This is a genomic window from Halopseudomonas pelagia (assembly GCF_009497895.1).
GTDB classification, from domain to species: domain Bacteria; phylum Pseudomonadota; class Gammaproteobacteria; order Pseudomonadales; family Pseudomonadaceae; genus Halopseudomonas; species Halopseudomonas pelagia_A.
Genome location: NZ_CP033116.1, coordinates 2,769,964 through 2,788,477 on the forward strand (window position 1 = coordinate 2,769,964; position 18,514 = coordinate 2,788,477).

16 protein-coding genes are annotated in these 18,514 nt (G+C 57.3%); 11 read left to right on the forward strand and 5 right to left on the reverse strand.

The window, feature by feature from the left end:
* The first annotated feature begins 26 nt into the window (after positions 1-26).
* Positions 27-2,285, forward strand: a complete 2,259-nt coding sequence (locus EAO82_RS12980; protein WP_096345029.1) for a TonB-dependent receptor domain-containing protein — start codon at positions 27-29, stop codon at positions 2,283-2,285.
* Between the two features lie 54 nt (positions 2,286-2,339).
* Here the strand turns inward: EAO82_RS12980 and EAO82_RS12985 are convergent, their stop codons facing one another.
* On the reverse strand, positions 2,340-3,392 hold the full coding sequence (locus EAO82_RS12985; protein WP_096345028.1) for an AraC family transcriptional regulator: 1,053 nt from the start codon (positions 3,390-3,392) through the stop codon (positions 2,340-2,342).
* Positions 3,389-4,306: a GGDEF domain-containing protein gene (locus EAO82_RS12990; protein ID WP_096345027.1), complete on the reverse strand. Its 918-nt coding sequence runs from the start codon at positions 4,304-4,306 to the stop codon at positions 3,389-3,391. Before EAO82_RS12990 ends, EAO82_RS12985 begins: the two co-directional genes overlap by 4 nt.
* Positions 4,307-4,663: 357 nt before the next feature.
* On the opposite strand from EAO82_RS12990, the gene EAO82_RS12995 reads away from it, so the two are divergent.
* The 9 genes from EAO82_RS12995 (at position 4,664) to EAO82_RS13035 (ending at position 15,841) form a co-directional block, all read left to right on the forward strand.
* Positions 4,664-7,189 (forward strand): TonB-dependent receptor, encoded by a 2,526-nt coding sequence (locus EAO82_RS12995; protein WP_096345026.1) that lies wholly within the window; start codon positions 4,664-4,666, stop codon positions 7,187-7,189.
* Between the two features lie 56 nt (positions 7,190-7,245).
* On the forward strand, positions 7,246-9,240 hold the full coding sequence (locus EAO82_RS13000; protein WP_174959140.1) for a phytase: 1,995 nt from the start codon (positions 7,246-7,248) through the stop codon (positions 9,238-9,240).
* 82 nt (positions 9,241-9,322) lie between these two features.
* On the forward strand, positions 9,323-10,009 hold the full coding sequence (gene tolQ, locus EAO82_RS13005; protein ID WP_096345024.1) for a protein TolQ: 687 nt from the start codon (positions 9,323-9,325) through the stop codon (positions 10,007-10,009).
* A gap of 5 nt (positions 10,010-10,014) precedes the next feature.
* Positions 10,015-10,455, forward strand: a complete 441-nt coding sequence (tolR, locus tag EAO82_RS13010; protein ID WP_096345023.1) for a protein TolR — start codon at positions 10,015-10,017, stop codon at positions 10,453-10,455.
* A gap of 4 nt (positions 10,456-10,459) precedes the next feature.
* The gene (locus EAO82_RS13015; RefSeq protein ID WP_096345022.1) at positions 10,460-11,296 is read left to right on the forward strand and encodes an energy transducer TonB; all 837 of its coding nucleotides are present in this window, start codon (positions 10,460-10,462) and stop codon (positions 11,294-11,296) included.
* 3 nt (positions 11,297-11,299) lie between these two features.
* Complete coding sequence (locus tag EAO82_RS13020; protein ID WP_096345021.1) at positions 11,300-13,279, forward strand: PhoX family protein; 1,980 nt, start codon at positions 11,300-11,302, stop codon at positions 13,277-13,279.
* Positions 13,280-13,355: 76 nt separating this feature from the next.
* The gene (locus EAO82_RS13025) at positions 13,356-14,240 is read left to right on the forward strand and encodes a metallophosphoesterase family protein (protein ID WP_096345020.1); all 885 of its coding nucleotides are present in this window, start codon (positions 13,356-13,358) and stop codon (positions 14,238-14,240) included.
* Between the two features lie 123 nt (positions 14,241-14,363).
* Positions 14,364-15,644 carry a benzoate/H(+) symporter BenE family transporter gene (locus EAO82_RS13030; RefSeq protein WP_096345019.1) on the forward strand — a complete coding sequence of 427 codons (1,281 nt, stop codon included), beginning with the start codon at positions 14,364-14,366 and terminating at the stop codon, positions 15,642-15,644.
* Positions 15,645-15,682: 38 nt separating this feature from the next.
* Positions 15,683-15,841 (forward strand): YqaE/Pmp3 family membrane protein, encoded by a 159-nt coding sequence (locus EAO82_RS13035; protein WP_096345018.1) that lies wholly within the window; start codon positions 15,683-15,685, stop codon positions 15,839-15,841.
* A 22-nt stretch (positions 15,842-15,863) separates the two neighbouring features.
* Here the strand turns inward: EAO82_RS13035 and EAO82_RS13040 are convergent, their stop codons facing one another.
* Positions 15,864-16,637, reverse strand: coding sequence for a CHAD domain-containing protein (locus EAO82_RS13040; RefSeq protein WP_096345017.1), 774 nt, complete (start codon positions 16,635-16,637; stop codon positions 15,864-15,866).
* Between the two features lie 129 nt (positions 16,638-16,766).
* On the opposite strand from EAO82_RS13040, the gene EAO82_RS13045 reads away from it, so the two are divergent.
* Positions 16,767-17,219 (forward strand): DUF411 domain-containing protein, encoded by a 453-nt coding sequence (locus tag EAO82_RS13045; protein WP_096345016.1) that lies wholly within the window; start codon positions 16,767-16,769, stop codon positions 17,217-17,219.
* On the opposite strand, the gene EAO82_RS13050 is transcribed toward EAO82_RS13045, so the two are convergent.
* Both EAO82_RS13050 and EAO82_RS13055 read right to left on the reverse strand, forming a co-directional pair.
* Positions 17,203-17,364 carry a hypothetical protein gene (locus EAO82_RS13050; protein ID WP_153274294.1) on the reverse strand — a complete coding sequence of 54 codons (162 nt, stop codon included), beginning with the start codon at positions 17,362-17,364 and terminating at the stop codon, positions 17,203-17,205. The two genes, EAO82_RS13045 and EAO82_RS13050, sit on opposite strands and share 17 nt — an antisense overlap.
* Before the next feature lie 70 nt (positions 17,365-17,434).
* Entirely contained in the window at positions 17,435-18,439 is a 1,005-nt protein-coding gene (locus tag EAO82_RS13055) for a GGDEF domain-containing protein (RefSeq protein ID WP_096345015.1), read from the reverse strand.
* Between the last annotated feature and the right edge of the window lie 75 nt (positions 18,440-18,514).

An 18,514-nucleotide genomic window follows, 5' to 3' on the forward strand; every position in this document is an offset into this window, starting at 1 on the left:
ACGGCGCCGCTAGGAGAGCACAGCACATGACGCATAGAACTTTTCTCAAAACACCGTTATCTACCGGGATTATTACCGGGCTGTCATTACTTGCCAGCAGCGTAGCCATTGCCAATGACAACACTATTCGGCTGGCCGATACCGTAGTGACAGCGTCTGGGTTTGAGCAAAAAATCACCGATGCCCCCGCCAGCATCAGCGTCATCAGTAATGAAGACCTGCAACAGAATCGCTATGCAAATCTAGCCCAGGCGCTGGACGGTGTCGAAGGCGTGGATATCCGTCAAGGCACGGGTAAAACGGGCGGCTTGGATATCAGTATCCGCGGCCTACCGAGCGAATACACACTGATACTCATCGATGGCCGCCGGCAGAATACCGCAGGCAACGTGACACCGAACGGTTTCAACGACACGGCTACCAGCTTTATGCCGCCGCTGTCCGCGATTGAGCGTATCGAGGTTATCCGCGGCCCAATGTCCACCTTGTATGGCTCTGATGCCATGGGCGGCGTGGTCAACATCATCACCAAAAAAGTCGGGACGCAATGGGGCAGCTCCGTCACCGTCGATCGTACCTTCCAGGAAGATAGCGATTACGGCGCCACCAGCAATGCAAATCTGTACAGCAGCGGCCCGCTGATCGATGGCCTGCTAGGGCTAGCGGTGCGCGGCAGCATCTTTGACCGCCAGGAATCGGACCTGACTTTTGCTGACGACAGCACCGTTAGCAAGCGCGGCGCTTCACCTGTTGAGGGTGGCAACTACACCGTCGGTGCGCGCCTTAACTTGACGCCGACGGCTAACCACGATTTTTCACTGGATTTGGACCGCAGCATCCAGCGATACGAGAACGACGATTGCCAATTGGGCAATCTGGACGGCCGAACGGGTGGTAGCGCTGTCACCGGCTGTAACGTCGCGGCACCGACCCGAGCCAATGGCTATAGCGACGAACTTCGTTTTGAGCGCGAGCAGGTTGCCCTCGCCCACCAGGGTCGCCTGGGCTTCGGCACCGCCACCAGCAGTCTGACGCACAGCACTACCGAAACCCTTGGGCGAACCATCCCAGGCACGCCCATTGGCGACAGTTACGACGGCTATCCGCAGATCGTCGTAGGGGATGACCGCGAACTGAAATCGCGTGATCTGGTTTTGGACACCAAGCTCGTCGCCCCGCTGGGACAGGCGCATATAGCCACCGTTGGCGCCCAGTGGTGGGATGCCGAAGTCACCGACGGCATTGCTGACGAGACATTTCAGCAGACCTCATGGGCGTTATTTGCTGAAGACGAATGGCGTATTCGCGACGACTTGGCGCTGACGTTGGGTGGCCGGTACGAAGATCACGAAGCCTTCGGCGGTAACTTCAGCCCACGCGCTTATTTGGTCTGGAATACCACTGATAGCTGGACTATGAAGGGCGGGGTAACCCAAGGATATAAGACCCCCACATTGAACCAGCTGCATGACGGTATCAGCGGTGTCACCGGCCAGGGTTCAACGCTGACGATCGGTAGTCCCGACCTAGAGCCTGAAACCACCACAAATACTGAATTCGGCGTGTACTACGACAATCTGAATAATTTCAGTGCCAACGTTACCGTATTCCATAATAAATTTGAGGATAAGATCGACGACGGCACGGCACTACCCAATTGCTTTTCAGCTGATGCCGACGTGCCCGCGGGCCAGCCTGGCTGTATTGAATTTGGACCCGGCTTTACCCAGGGTAGCTTCGCGCAAAGCACCAATATAGGCGAAGCAGAAACCCAGGGTATCGAACTGGGCAGCCGCTGGGAGTTCGCTCCGGCCTGGAGCCTGAGTGCCAACTACACCTATACCGATAGTGAGCAAAAGAGCGGCGATAACAAGGGTGCGCCCCTGACCAATACCCCGGACCATCTGCTATTCGCGCGTTTGAACTGGGCAGCCACTCAGCGGGTCAATCTTTGGCTCAAGGGTGAATATCGCAGTGAACGTGCTAGGTTTATTGACCGTTATGACAATTTGAGCGCAGGCAATCAGGCGCTACAGGACGCAGCGGGCGATCTCAAAGCCTACGAAGTCTTTCACCTCGGTGGTTCATTACAAGCGACCGATGATCTGACCCTGAACGCAACCATCTACAACGTGCTGGGGAAAGATTTCACCGAGGGCAGCTACTACACCACCAACACCGGTGCCACTAGCTGGGCATCAGATTACATTCAGAGCGGACGGTCAACTGACGGCACACTGGAAGAAGGTCGGCGCCTTTGGCTGTCTGCCACCTATCAGTTCTAAACCTACGGCGACCAAAACGCCCCGTCTAACTTGGTTGGCCGGGGCGTTTTATTTTTACGCCAGCCTGCCAATCAAATCGCTGGGCAGGTGTCCGGTCCAACGCTTGAAGGACCGACGAAAATTGGCCCGGTCATTAAAGTTGAGGTAAGTCGCCACTTCATCACTGGTGAAGCCTTTGCTGAGATACAAGTCGAGCGCGATAAAGGTTCGCACTTGATCCAGCTGCTGTTGAAACTGCGTATCGTGGCGTTTCAATTTGCGCTTAAGCGTCGCGGCGCTCATTCCATATGCCTCGGCCAAACGTTCCAGCCCCAATGGCTGGCGAAGCCTGGATTGGCTGATGTGATCATGGATGTGATCGAACAGGGCATCAAGAATGCTTGGCGCCAGTTCATTGGCCGCAGCCAGTTCATGGAGACTGGCCTGCTCGGCGACCTGGCCGGCTGTCACCGAGGCATGCGGCCATGATTTGACTAGATATTCACGCGGCAAGCGCATCAGATTTTGCGGGCAGCTGAAACGCACGTCCTCCCCCAGATGGACCCAATACTGTTCAATGTAGCCCGGCTGTGTGTGTCGTAACTGGTACTGCCATGGCAAAGGCTCGCCGGAAAGCCACCGACACATTGCGGTCACTGCGGTCATCGCCGCCTCTACCAGGAAGACTTCACGTGCTCCGGCGCCGCAACTGTCGAACCAATGCAGGTAGACGAACTTGCCGTCCAGTCTGACGCGCGGTGTAAGCAGAGGTGAGACTCGCCGCCGCAGCAACACCAGGCGCTCCAGCGCCTGACTCAGGTTCTGCGCATGCCGCAGCGCGTGGCTGGCATGGCCGTAATGGCCTGGCAGCAGTTGTTGGCCAAATAGAAAGCTGCAATCGTCACTGCCTTGCAATTGCTGGGCATTGTCGATCAAGCGCAGGAATTGCTCGGCGCAGATGCGTTGTTGGCCGGTCAGAATATCCTGATAGAAAAGCCCAGTACCACGCAACAGACGATGGCTGTCTATACCGCGGGTCAGCGCCAGATCAATCAAGCATGCAGGCTGATGATGAGCCTGAATAAATCGCTCGTCACGCTCGTACCAAGGGTTTGTCTGAGCACTCATGCGCTACGCGCCAGCGGCGTTTGCTTGGCGCGTGCCATCGTCATGTTCAAACGCTCAAGCAAACGCTCTGCGCTCTCTTGCCGCGCCATAGCCGCCACGGTAGTCGCGCTGAGTGTTAGCCGCTCGCCCTGACCGGTTGTCCGGTAGGCAAGATGTGCTATAGCCAAAGACAGTTCGGTCGCCACGATCACGGCCTGCGACTCCAATGTATTGGGTAGTACAACGACGAAACGATCGCCCGCCAGACGACAGAGCAGGTCATGCTCGCGCAGGTTCAGCAATACCAGTTGGGTCACCACCTGCAATACGCGGTCCCCCTCTTTCTGGCCGTAATCGCGGTTGATCATATTGAAGCGGTCCATGTCCAGCATGATCAACGACAAGGGCTGCCGGTCTATCACCGCTTGCTTGATGGTCAGTTCAATCTGGGTTTTGAGGTAGGCTGCGCCGCCTAGAGGCGTAAGCTTGTCGAACTGTCGGTGCTCGCGGTAAAGCCGCTCTCGGTTGCGCATTTGTGCGCTGATGGCTAGCTGTTCGCGATGCCAGTGATAGATCCCCAACGTCAACAGGACAAACCCCACCGGCATTGGCCCTGATTCCAGCCACGCGTCCCATCTGACGCTATCCGCCATCTGCACGAATTCGTCGGTGACATCCATCCACAGCGAAAAGAACAGGCAAGCCAGCCCCAGAAACAGCAGATCCGTCACACGCCCTGCCGGCCGACTCTTCAGCAGCAGGCAGATCCAGATCAACACCAGAGCCGCAGAGCCGCCCTCGCCTGCTATATCCAGCCAGGCCCAGGCGGCACCGGACTTCACGTCACCGAGAGACAAATGCAGGATCAACCCGAGATTCGATATCACCAGCAGTGACAACAGCTTGATACGGTGCAGCGCAAACAACGAGGGCATATTGGCCTCCGACTATAAGAGTCCGCCCAGAACAACAGATGCATATGACAGAGAGATGGCAGCACCTGGGTCATTTCGGCTCAGGCCAATGCAACACCTTTAGCTTAGTTCGGCTGAATACCCTGCGCCGCTAGCGCAGAACAGCGTGAATGCGTTGGTTTAGGCTAGGCCGCACGAGTCATATCAGCTCAAAACCGCCACCATATCCCTCCAGAACCCCCGGAATCCGTCCCGTGGCGGCGCAGCTGTAACCAAAGTGACATCTGCGCTCCCTAAGGTCCGTTAGCAGCTAAGCAAGCCAGCCACGTTAGCTAACCACGTGATGCTCATAAGCAGCCAACCAGGGGAGAACAAATCATGTCAGGACCGAAGCAACCGATTAAAAACAGAGGCTTCAGAATCAGCATCATGGCGCTGGCGATCAGCACCTGCACACAGGTGTGGGCCGCCGAGACTCAGCCAGAGGTTGTCGAAGTCATCGGTCAGGCCGCGCAACTGGAAAAGGCGCTCGAAGAACAGCGCCAGTCGAGCTCGATCAAGAGCGTCGTGCATGCCGACGCCATCGGTCAATTGCCTGACGACAATGCGGCAGAAGCGCTGCAGCGCGTACCAGGCCTCTCGGTCGAACGCGACCAGGGCGAAGGACGCTTCGTTCGAGTGCGCGGCCTGAGCTCGGATCTCAACAGCGTGACCATCAATGGCACGCTGGTGCCTGCTCCGGAAGACGACCGTCGCGCAGTGGCGCTGGACGTGTTGCCCAGTGAGTTGGTGCAATCACTCTCTGTGGTTAAAACCCTGACCCCGGACATGGACGCCAACTCCCTCGGCGGCACCATCGAAGTGGAGAGCCTCTCCGGCTTCGATCACGACGACATGTTCTACAGCCTGAATGCCGAAGGCAGTTACGACGACAACACCAGCCAGACCAGCCCGAAAGTATCGGGCTCATTCAGCAATCGCTTCAGCCTCGGCGATGGAATCGACAACTTTGCCGTGGCAGCCGCGGTCAGTTGGCAGGATCGCGACTTCGGTTCAGATAACGTTGAGACCGGAGGCGCCTGGGATTTCGACAATGGTGCCGCGCTCGAGGAGATCGCCCAACGCCGCTATGACATTACCCGCGAGCGCTCTGGTGCCGGACTCAATTTCGATTACCGGCCTGACGAAGACACGGAAGTGTACTTGCGTACGCTGTACAGCCGATTCAAGGACGATGAAGTGCGCCAAGCCAGCATCGTCGAGTTTGCCGATCCTCAGCAGGAGGGTCAGATCGGCGAAGCCGAAGCAGTCCGTGAACTGAAGGCCCGCGAAGATACCCAGGAGGTCAAGAGTCTGGTGCTCGGCGGCAAGCGCCGAATGGGTGATTGGACCCTCAGCGCCCAGGGCGGCTATAGCCAGGCCAGCGAGAAAAGCCCGGAAGGCATCGCCAACGCCGCCTTCGTAGGCAATACCGGTGATATTGATGCTGGCTTCAGCGACACCCGTAAACCGCAGCTGAACATCGGCGACAGCTTCTACGACCCTGCCAGCTACACCCTCGAGGAAGTCGAGTGGGAAAAGCAGACGACCACAGATACCGAACGCAATATCCGTATTGATCTGACCCGTGATTTCTACGTCAACAACCTGCCCTCCCAGGTGCAGTTCGGTGGCAAAGCCAGCCGGCGCAAGAAGGATAACGATCTGGATGTCTGGATCTACGAGGACTTTGCCGACCAGGGTTTCACCGATGAACAGCTGAACATGACCAATTTCACTAACGGGGAGGTCGATAGCGGGCTTGGGCGCTTCGGGCCCGGAGCTTCTCCGGAGGCGGTGCGGAACCTGATAGGCGGGCTGGATCGCGACAGCTTTTACGCGGAAGAAGAGTCGCGCATTAATGACTTTGATATTAATGAAGACATCAACGCCGGCTACATCATGAACACCCTGGATATAGATGCTCTGCGCATCATTGCCGGGGTGCGCTATGAAAGCACCAAGCTCGATGCGCGTGGTACTGGTTTGACGGACGGGGTATTTGAACAGAGCAACACGACCAACGGTTATCATCATTGGTTGCCGGGCCTGCATGCGATCTATCAGCTCAACGCCGATACTCAGGTTCGCGCCGCCTGGACTAACAGCGTAGTACGACCCACCTTTGGCCAGCTATTCCCCGGCTTCGTACTGGATGGCGATGAAGCGGAGTTTGGCGACCCTGAACTCGATCCCCTCGAAGCGCGCAATTTCGACCTGGGAATCGAGCATTACATGGGCCGCGCGGGCGCCGTATCAGCGTTTGTGTTCTACAAGGATATTGAAAACTTCATCTATACCGCTGACGTCGCCGGCACGGGTGACTACGTCGGCTTTGATGAGGCCTTCACCTCAGTCAATGGCGACAAAGCCGAAGTCTATGGCCTTGAATTGGCCTACTCGCAAAAATTCAACTGGCTGCCCAGCCCTTGGAACGGTTTATTGCTCAATGCCAATTCTACCTTTACTCGCTCCAAGGCACGCATAGATCAGTTCGACCAAGACCTGGGCGCGGAGCGCGGCCGCACCATCAGCCTGCCTGGCCAGTCGGACGTCACCGGCAACCTGACGCTCGGCTGGGAGAACGACAAGCTCAGTCTGCGCCTGTCCAGCAATTACAAGTCTGACTACCTGGATGAAGTAGGCGATGTGCTGGATGAGCGTTACGACTATCAGGTCGACGACCAGTTGTTTATCGACTTCAGCGCCAGCTACTTCCTCACTGAGAGTCTTCAGGTGTTTTTCGAGGCGCAGAACCTGACCGACGAATCCTATTACGTCTACACCGGCAGCCGCCGCTTCAACGCCCAATACGAAGAATACGGCCCGACCTACAAAGTTGGCCTGACGCTCAGCCAGTTCTGACCCTTTACCGCCCCGGTCAACGCAGGCCGGGGCCCATCCGATATTGGAAGCACATGATGACTAACAGTTTCACACTCTCATTGGCCGCTACGCTGGTCTCTACGGGAATCATGCTGAGCGGCTGCGCTCCGGCCGAAAGCCAGGCCAGTGGCGAGAAGCAGCATGCTGTCGCGCCAATAGCCAGCAGCGCTACCGCTGAGGAACAACCGGCGCTGGCGCTCGCAGGCTGGGAACCCGATGCTGCGGGGAAAGCGGAAAGCTGGAAAATGCTGACTTTAGCAAGCGACGATGCTGATATCGATCGCGCTGCTGCCAATAGTAAAGGTCTGTGGTTAATGAATGCCCAAGGCCAAGTACAAGCCCAGTTGCCTGGTCGCTTTACCACACTGGATGCGCGCGAGCATGCAGAGGGCTTGACCCTGGCCACCGTTGACAGCCTCACAGCCAGGCCCATGCTGATCAGATTCAATAGCGAAGACCTGAGCTTTGGCCAACCCCTGTATCTGCCCGCTACCGATTACAAGGTTGAAAACCTCTGCTTGTACCGCGACGAAAGCCAGAACCTGTTTGTCTTTCTGCTCGGCGAAGAAGGTATTGGTGAACAATGGCTGGTAGCCACTGATCAGCGCCTGCTCGACACCGGTCTGCCGGTGCGGCGGCTGAGCATGCCGCCAGAAAGCGAGTTTTGCGCAGTTGATGAACAACAGCATCTGCTGTTCGTTAATGAAGAATCAGTAGGGGTCTGGGCCTATGGAGCCCATCCGGAAGCCGAGCTGAGCCGCGAGGCGATCGATATGGTCGCGCCCTTTGGTTCGATTGCCGGGAGCGTTGCGGGGGTCTCGTCCATTCCCGGCGGATTGCTGGTACTGGACGCCGAAAGCCAGCAGTTGCACCGCTATCAGCAAACCGATGAGCGCTGGAATGCCCTGCCGCCGATTCTGCTCGATCAACTGGAAGAACCAGAGCGGATCAGCAGCAGACTCACCGATAACGGCGTGGAGCTGCTGCTGGTCAACGACGGTGAATCAACGCTTAACGTCGGCGAACTGCAGTGGCAACCGGAGCCGTTCAAACAGCCCGCACCTGTGCCAGTACTGATATCCGCAGTGCACACCGAGCCAGTGCCTAGCGCTGGTGATGCCGCAGATGATCCGGCGATCTGGGCGCATGCCAGCGAGCCTGAGCACAGCCGGGTACTGGGCACAGACAAGCGTGCAGGCCTGGGAGTCTATGACCTGCAAGGCAAGGAGCTGCAATTTCTGCCGGCGGGCAGGCTGAACAATGTCGATCTGCGTCACGACTTTGCTTTTAACGGTCGCACCGTCGACCTGGCCGTTGCCAGCAATCGCGACAAAAACAGCCTGCATCTGTTTGCCATTGATCAAGCCAGCGGTGAATTGAGTGATATCGGCCAGATCGCCACGCCGCTCAGTGAGATCTACGGATTGTGCATGAGCCAGTCGCCTGACGGTGATATCTACGCCATCCCCAACGACAAAAGTGGCCGTTTCCTGCAATACCGGATCAGTTCCGAAGGCAAACAGGTCAAGGGTGAACTGGTGCGCGAATTCGCCACGCAAAGCCAGCCGGAAGGCTGTGTTGCCGATGATCAACGCCAGATGTTGTTTATCGGTGAAGAGGATGTAGCGGTATGGGCGCTGGATGCCCGCGCTGATGCCCCGGTCGATCTGCAGCAGGTAGTCGGTATTGGTGGGTTGATCAAGGACGACATCGAAGGCCTAGCCTTTTATCAAGATCCCGAACATCCCTATCTGGTGATCTCCAGCCAGGGTAACAACAGTTACGTGGTATTGGACGGCGAAGCGCCTTATGCCTTACGCGGCGCTTTCCGAGTCGGGCTGAACGCCGAACAAGGCATCGATGGCGTTTCTGAAACCGACGGCCTGGAAGTCAGCTCCCGCAATCTGGGCGGCGCATGGGGTGCCGGCATGCTGGTGCTTCAGGACGGCCGCAAACGCATGCCAGAGGGCAACCAGAACTACAAGTACGTGCCTTGGCAGGCTGTCGCAGAAGCGTTGAATCTGGACTGAATCCGCCACAAAGCGTCATACAACCATCATTCAATAAGTGTACGGGCTGTCGTCGACAGCCCCTTGCCGGAGAAACCAAGCCATGCCTACTACGGTAGACAGTATGTCCATTTGGGGATTAGTCGAAGAAGCCAGCGTGCTGGTGCAGATCGTCATGCTGATCCTGGTCGCAGCGTCCATCGCTTCCTGGTTCGTGATCGTTCAACGCAGCGCGCTGATGGCGTCTGCCAGACGCTCGCTGCGCCAGTTCGAGAACCGCTTCAAGACTGAAGCCAGCCTCGATCAATTGTTCTCCACACCCAGCGAACAACACAGCGCCGCCGAGCAGGTGTTCCGGTCCGGCTTCAGTGAATACCGGCATCTGAGCCAGCATGCTGACACCGAGTCGACCGCGGTAATGGAAGGTAGTCAGCGCGCAATGATGACGGCCATCGCCCGGGAAGAGAAACGCCTGGAGAAGCAACTGCCATTTCTTGCGACTGTCGGCTCAGTAAGCCCCTATATCGGCCTGTTCGGCACCGTATGGGGGATCATGAACTCCTTTATCGGTTTATCCCAGGTGCAGCAGGCAACCCTGGCCGCCGTTGCGCCAGGGATTGCCGAAGCGCTGATCGCCACCGCAATCGGCCTGTTCGCAGCGATACCCGCGGTCATCGCCTACAATCGCTTTGCCGCCAGCAGTGAAGATCTGATCGCCAGCTACTACACGGTGGCAGATGAACTCGCCACCTTGCTGCATCGCCGTCTGCACACCCCTGGCCAGAGGTAATCCGCATGCGCCCAGTCCGGCACAAACGCAAGCCAAAAGCGGAGATGAATGTGGTGCCCTATATCGATGTGATGCTGGTTCTGCTGGTGATCTTTATGGTCACCGCACCCATGCTGACCCAGGGCATTCAGATCGAGCTACCGAAAGTGGCCAGTGAAGCTCTGCCCAGCGAAGACACGCAGTCCATTGTCACGCTGTCGGTCGAGGCAGACGGCACCTACCACTGGAATCAGGGCGAGACGGTAGACACAGAGGAGTACAGCAATAGTGCTAGCAGCCTCCAGGACATGACCGCACGCGTGTCCGGACTGGTTGCCGCCGATCCTGACACGCAGGTATTCATCCGTGCCGACAGCCAAGCTGGTTATGGGCTGGTAGTCGCCGGTATGGCCTCACTGCAGCAGAACGGTGTAACCCAGATAGGCCTGATCACGGAGGCGCCTTGAGCCGATGACTGCCATGCTCCCCCCTACCACGCCACTGCATTCTCCTGCAGCGCAAACTGAAACGGTCGGCCATTATGTGTGGCCCGCCGTGACCACCGTCATTCTGCATGCTGCGGTTTTTGCGCTGCTGTTGGGCAACTGGTCGCCGGCAGCACCGGCTGTGGACAAGGAAAAGGTTCTGAAAACACGACTGGTGACCCTCAGCGTTGAGCCGGCTGTCGAGCCCGCTCCTGAGCCAGTCCCAGAGCCAGTGCCAGTGGCGCCGAAAACGCCACCCGAGCCACCGCCCGCCCCTGTTCCGCCTGCAAAGGTGGCGCAACCAGCAGAGCCAGCCAAGCCGACAGTCGATCATGCGGCGATAGCTCGCAAGCGGGCCCAGGAGCAAGAGCAGCTGGAACAGCAGCGCCAAGCCCGGCTAGCGGAACAGCAACGCCAGGAACAGGCGCGCCTGGAAGAACTGCAGCGCCAAGCGCAAGAACAGGAGCGCGAGCGGCAACGCCAGCAGGCTGAGGCGCAGCGTCTGCATGCAGCACAGGCGAAACAAGCGGCTGAAGCCGCGAGCATCAGCCAGTATCAACCTGTCAGTAAAAAGCCGCCAGCCTATCCAAAGCGGGCGCTTGACCAACGTAAGGAAGGCGACTGTACCGTGGAGTACACGGTCACCAAACAGGGCAAGGTGGACAATCCAGTGGTGGTCGACGGCGGCTGTGATGACCCCGTGTTCGCTCGCCCCGCCCTGGCGTCGGCAAAAAGCTTTCGTTACAAACCGCGTGTCGTCGATGGCGTGGCAGTGGCCGTGCCTGGCGTACGCAATACCTTTCGTTTTCGCCTGGAGCGATAACCCATGCGACAGGAACATCAGCTCTATCACGCCAGTCTTGAAGCAGTGGATGACCAGAGCATCAACCCCAGTACGGCCCCCAGCCTGGACAGCATCGTCAATCAGAGCCGGCGCAACCTGCTGAAGGGTGGTCTCGCGGTGGCCGCTTTCGGTTTTTTTGGCGGCAATCTACTTTTCAGCCGGGAAGCCCTCGCCGGAGAAACTCCGCTGTTGGGTTTCAGCGGCGTCGCTGCGCAAACGTCGCCTACTTTTGACCGGGTCATCGTCGCACCGGGGTACACCGCTAAAGCGTTTTTTAGCTGGGGTGATGCGGTATTGGCCGGAGCCCCGGCCTGGCGGCCAGATGCCTCGGATGATTGGCAGGCGCAATTGCAGCAGGCTGGAGACAATCACGACGGCATGCACTTTTTTCCCTTTGCCCAGGCGCCCAATAGCCACGGTCTGCTGGTCATCAACCACGAGTACATCAATCCTACGCTGCATCCCCAAGGACTGACCTTTACCCAAGACGCAACCGGCGCAAAGCAGCGCCCAATCGATCAGGTGCGCAAAGAGCAGGCGGCGCACGGTATCAGCATTATTGAAGTCCGCCGCGACGCTCTTGGCGCCTGGCAGCGAGTCGCTTCATCGGACTATAACCGCCGAATCAGCGGCATGACGCCGATCAACATTGCTGGCCCGCTCAAGGCCGACACGCGGATGAAAACCCTGAGCGACCCGAGCGGCACCCAGGTTCTGGGCACGTTAAACAACTGTTCTATGGGCGTTACGCCTTGGGGTACTTATCTGGCCTGCGAGGAAAATTTCCATAACTATTTCGTCAACCGCGATGCCGAGGATTATCAGCAGCGTGCAGAGCACCGCCGTTATGGGATTGGCAGCGGCCTCAGCAGCGTCTACTACGCCTGGGAGTCAGTGGACGCGCGCTTCGATGCCACGCCCTACGCGGGCCAACACCATAATGGCCACTGCAACGAACCCAATCGGTTTGGCTGGGTAGTAGAGATAGATCCCTTTGATCCAGACAGCACACCGGTCAAGCGTACGGCCATGGGTCGCCTGGGGCGAGAATGTTCAGTGCTTTCTCGGCATGCCAACGGCAGCATGGCGCTCTATTCCGGAGACGACAGCCGCGGAGAATATGTCTACAAATTCGTTCCTCAAGGTCTGTTTGATCCGGCTCAACCAGAAGCAAATCGCCAGTTGCTAGATGCTGGGACCCTTTATGCGGCGCGGTTCAATGCCGATGGATCTGGCGAGTGGCTGGCTCTGATATGGGGTGAGAATGGTTTGACCGCTGAGAATGGGTTTGCTGACCAGCAAGCGGTATTGCTGAACGCTCGTGGCGCGGCCGATGTATTGCAGGCGACGCCAATGGACCGCCCGGAGTGGGTGGCAGTGCATCCGCAAAGCCTGGAGGTCTACGTCACACTGACCAACAATAACGAGCGCGGCGAGCGCTTTGCCGTAGATGCCGCCAACCCTCGGCCGGAAAATCTGCACGGCCAGATTCTGCGCTGGAATGAAGCCGGCAGTGATCCCACTGCCACTCGCTTTACCTGGGAACTGTTCCTGCTCGCCGGGGACAAGCCTGGGTCTCTGGATAACGAAGGTCATCCTATTCCGGAACACCTGACTGGCACGATCAAAGGCGATATTTTTTCATCGCCGGATGGTTTGGCATTTGATGCCAGCGGCCGGCTGTGGATCCAGACCGACTCTGATGAGGATGCCGCGCACACCGCTAACACCGGCTGCAATCAATTGCTCTGCGCCGACCCGGTCAGCCGCGAGGTACGGCGTTTTCTGGTCGGCCCCTGGGGCGCCGAAATCACCGGCCTTACCTGGACGCCAGACTATCGCAGCATGTGGATCAATGTGCAGCACCCCGGCATTAGCTACCCCGCCAGCGATGGTCAGTCCCGGCCACGAAGCACAACGGTGCTGATTACCAAGGACGATGGCGGCGTAATAGGGACGTGAGTCTGAGCCCCTCGCCAATCCGCTTGCACAGCAGTTAATCAACATCTGACCCTTTTCAACAGAACCTTGGAGCCACATGAGTATTTTTACCTACACGCGTCTTTGTCTGATCGCCGCAATGCTGGCGATATTTTCCCCGCTTTTATCGGCAGGCAGCTCTGTGCATGCGCAGCCAGTATTAAGCTTTGCCGTACTGGGGGATGCCGAGCCCAAGCCGCTGGCGGAGTTCCCACACCTGGCCAGGTCTGTCGATCATGTGAACGCACTGGCCGCCGCTCAGCCAATGGATTTCGTCGTCGGCGTAGGCGACATCGCCCACAAAGGCACGCTAGTGCAGTACGACAACGCCACCAAGGAGCTGGCACGCCTTGACCTACCCTTCTACCCCATCATGGGTAACGAGGAGCACGGTTCGAGCGTTGCTCGTTTTTTGCATTACGCAAACCTTTGGAATGCGGGCAAGGCGCATATCGCTGACGCCCGTTACGTCGTCGAGCAGGAGCAAGTCGCCCTGGTGTTTGCGTCACCGGATCACGGTCGTGATTTCGACAACAGTGGTGTTGATTGGATTGCCGAGCAGATAGATCGGCTGCATCCCAAGCCGGTATTTCTGATAGTGCATGGCGCCCAGGCGGGCGCCTTTCCAGAAAATGCCGAGAAAGGCATAACCAATCCCACCTTTGAAAAGATCACGCGCATGGACAATCTTGCAGCGGTCATTTCCGGCGATCTGCACATGGATATGGACCGGGTCGATCATTCGAAAAAGATCGGCGACTTACATTATTTGCACATTCCGGCGCTGGAGCGCACCAAAATTCCGGATGAAAGCAACCACACAGCGATGTTTAGAGTGGTTTCTTTGTATAACAACGGCGAGGTAGTGGTAGATACCTTTGAAAGCGGTGCCGGCAATACCCCACTCGAGCGCCATGATTATCGGTTTTCGCTGCACCGCTAAACGCGCACCGGCGCAGTGTGTTTACAACTGTTGCTACCACTCCCGGCCTTGCTGTATCACCGCTTGGCCGGGCGTTCCCACTATCATGCATTGAACCGCCCTCACCTTTTAGAGCTGTTCACTATGCGCCCGTCGAAACCATCCTCTACTGATCGCCCGCTTCAGGTGTGGCGCGATGTCAATCTGTCCACCTTGACCGCCGGCTTTGTTGCCATGCTGACCGGCTACAGCAGCTCGGTGGTACTGATGGTGCAGGCCGGACAGGCAGCGGGTTTGAGCAATGCCCAGATCGCCTCATGGATCTGGGCTCTCTCCATCGGCATGGCAGTCTGTACGTTGCTGCTGTCGCTGCGTTATCGCCTGCCGCTGGTGGTGGTCTGGTCTACGCCCGGTGCGGCTTTGTTGATCACCAGCCTGCCCGGCGTGTCATACAGTGACGCGATTGGCGCCTTTATATTTTGCGGGCTGCTGTTGCTACTCAGCGGAATCAGCTCAACCGTCGCCCGGCTGATGCGCTGGCTTCCCGCTTCTCTCGCTGCGGCCCTGTTAGCCGGCATCCTGTTTCGGATTAGCAGCCAGATTCTTCAGGCTGCGCAGGAGCAGATCGGCCTGGTGCTGGTGATGTTCGTCAGTTACCTGCTGGCCAAACGCTGGGCGCCGCGCTACGCCGTACTGTTGGCACTGCTCTGCGGCACTTTGACCGCCTGGGCGACCGGCATGCTGGATCTGCCTGATGTGCAATGGCAAATGACGTTGCCAGAATGGACCACACCGAGCTTTTCCCTTAGCGCGATGATCAGCATCGGCCTGCCTTTGTATATCGTGGCCATGACTTCGCAGAACTTGCCGGGCCTGGCGATCCTCAAATCCGATGGCTACGAAGTAAACCCTGCGCCGATTCTCTCGCTGACCGGAATCATGTCTGTGTTGCTGGCACCTTTTGGCTCTCACGGTCTGAATCTCGCAGCCATCAGTGCCGCGGTGTGCACCGGTGAAGAAGCGCATCCTGATCCGGCCAAACGTTATACCGCAGCGCTCTTCTGCGGTACTTTGTTCGGCGCCATTGCCCTGTTCGCCGGCACCCTGACGGTGCTGTTCATGGCCCTGCCGCAAGCGCTGGTTATCTCCATTGCCGCCCTGGCGCTGTTAGGCTCAATTGCCAGTGGCCTGGCAAAAGCAATGGAAAGCCCGGGCGAGCGTGAGGCGGCACTGATTGCCTTTATGGTCGCCGCATCCGGCTTCACTCTTTTCTCGATCGGATCGGCTTTCTGGGGTCTGGTCGCGGGGGCCGCAACCCTGTTGCTGCTTCCCGGGGTAACCCGGCAAATGCCCGAACAGCCGCTGCAGAACCCGCCACAATCGGCCAAAGACCCGGAATTGGCCGGGGAACAAAAACAGCAATAATGCGTCGGAGGGGTGAAGCCAATGACAGGAGTAAACCAATGGATCTGATCCGCATTCTTATAGCAATTCTGCTGCCGCCGCTCGGCGTGTTTCTGCAAGTGGGCTTGGGTGGCGCATTCTGGCTGAATATTCTGCTGACGCTGCTCGGCTATATTCCGGGTATTGTTCACGCGGTATGGGTTATCGCCCGCCGCTAGGTTTCAGGCTATGAGATTTTTACTAGCCTTTAGTGCTGCGCAGCAACTTGCGCAGCTTTTTAAGCCTTTTCCGCGCACGCTCCGCCCTTTTATCAATCTGCGTCTGCCAGTGATCCCGACAACAGTACAGGTCAGTTTCACGCTCCGAGATCATCAACCATTGCAGGTTATCGTGCCATTCGCCCAACTCATTCTGCGCACGCTTCAGCGCCTTGGTTAGTTCGGAACTGGGCAACAGATATTCTGAATACGCTTGATATAGATAACGCAACTTTTTGATTTCTTTACGAACCTCATGCAAGTCTGGGTTCTTTTTTCCTAGCGTTTTACGCAGTTTTCGCGTCAGCTTGTAGGCGTAGCTGTCGAGCGTGTCAGGCTCCAGCCGGTAATCATCCGATCCGACAGTCAATCGTTGCTCCAGGTTGATGATCGCCAGCTGGAGCAGCCTGTAACGCAAGTCGCCACCGAGCAACGCACAGCTGGTCTGCATGGCTTCCTGACGGGAGACGGCCTGATAACGCGCACCGCGCTTCTCCAGCTCCTGCACCAGCACCTGTCGATCCCGTAACGGCCCGGTTTCTCGACCTAACTCTGCCGAGAGGCTATCAACACTGGAAAACCAATCACCTTGCTCCCTCCATGGCCGCAACAGGCTACGCAGCCTGCGCATCGCTATGCGTGTCTGATGTAACGCTTCAGTGGCTGATGGATCCGCCAGCTGCAGAATATTCAGATCCAGAACGCGATACTGATCTACCAGAGAGTCTTGCAAATACTGCAACACATTATCGCCCATGCAGCTCCACTCCAAAGGTATGATTTACCACATTAGCCTGCCCGCATCGTGACAGTGAAGATGCCGAAATAGTAAAATTGTCAGTAAAAATGTGGCCAGGTAACTTGATAAGAATTTAGGAGTAACTGCATGAAACCTTTGCTCGAATCGATTGCGCTCGCCGCCAGCCTGTTCGTCGTCACGTTTTCTACTGTGCTTCACGCCGCAGACCCGGTGGCGATTGACGTCTATCGCGACCCTAATTGTGGTTGCTGCAAGGCCTGGATAGCACATCTTGAAGATAATGGTTTCAACGTGACAGATCACGTCGAGAACAATATGAGTGCGCTCAAGAGCAAGCTGGGAGTACCACAAGAACTGGCTTCCTGTCATACCGCGGTGCTGGATGGTCGGTTTATAGAGGGACATGTTCCCGCCGCTGACATACTAGCAATGCGTCCGCAGCCGGACATTATTGGCTTGGCGGTTCCGGGGATGCCCGCGGGCTCACCCGGGATGGAGATGGGCGATCGGGTCGACGCCTATGATGTCATTAGTCTTGATCAAAATAACGACACTTCGGTGTTCAGCTCTTACCCTTGACTGGGCCAAACCAGCGCGCCAGCGTTTGACGTGCGCGCTGTTTAACCTCATCGTTGATATACAGCGAAACCAAGCCCAGCGCACCGGCCAAAGCGCCGAGGTCATCGGAATAACCCGCGTCCGTATATTTTTCAGCCAGCGTCATGATGACACCTCCGCTTGAAGTTAACGAAAGCCTAACATGAAATCATCCGTGCGCCGGCAGAGGCGCTCGCTCAACCCTTGGGGCTGATGATATAGCGATTACGACCCAGCTCTTTGGCCTTATATAAACATTGATCCGCTTCGTGCATCCACTCATCACTGTTGCTGTGCTGATGCAACATGCAACCGCCAATGGATACGGTCACCGGGCCATCGGGCGTTTGTAACTGCTCTGCCACGGTGCTGCGAATGTGGCTGGCGGCCTGCTCCAGCCCGCTGCGGTCTACCATTGGCAGCAAGAGTACGAATTCTTCCCCGCCCATGCGAAACAAGCGGTCAGACTGGCGGCAACTGAGTTTGACGATCCGGGTAAATTCAGTCAGCACGTGGTCGCCGGCCTTGTGCCCGTGTGCGTCGTTTACTTCCTTGAATAGATCCAGATCCAGCACCAGCAAACCGTAAGCGGTTTTATGTCGTTGATAATCAGCCATGGCGATATCCAGCTCCGCGTCCATGGCCCTGCGGTTGCCGGCTCGTGTCAACGGATCCAGTGTCGCCAATTCGATCAGTTGCTCGCGCTGACGTCGGCCACGGTAGGCAAACACCGAGGCAAACAAGCTGGCGATCAGGCAAGTGACGGCGAAAGAAGTCATCTGGTAATGGCTTTCAAAAACCATACCGGGATGCAGATAGCCGTAGGTACAAACCACGATCAGAGACGCCACCGTGGCGATCGCGCTTTGCAAAGGCGGCACTACAAAGAAATTGAACAGGATCAGCGTATAGAACCAGAACAGACCGTTGACCCCGAGCTTGATCGACACCAGTACCGCGCCGGCAGAGTAGATCAGAGCAAGAAACTGGCCAGGTCGGATGGTATCGCCGGTACGCCAGGCATAGAGGACCGCAAGCCCGGTACTGACAACGAGGAAAGCATCGACCAGCCCTACCCACAGATTCCCTTCAAGCAGCCGAAAGACGATATAGGGGGTAATACCAATCAGCGAGCACAGCCCGACCAGGGTGATGATGGAAAGTTGAAAGTCTTCTTTGAGACGTATCAAGATGCTCTGCATGGAATCCTGCGTAGAATTCTAAAGTAGCGCTATTATTGTTGTGCCCGAGACTCCCCTCTGGGATAGCCCATCTCG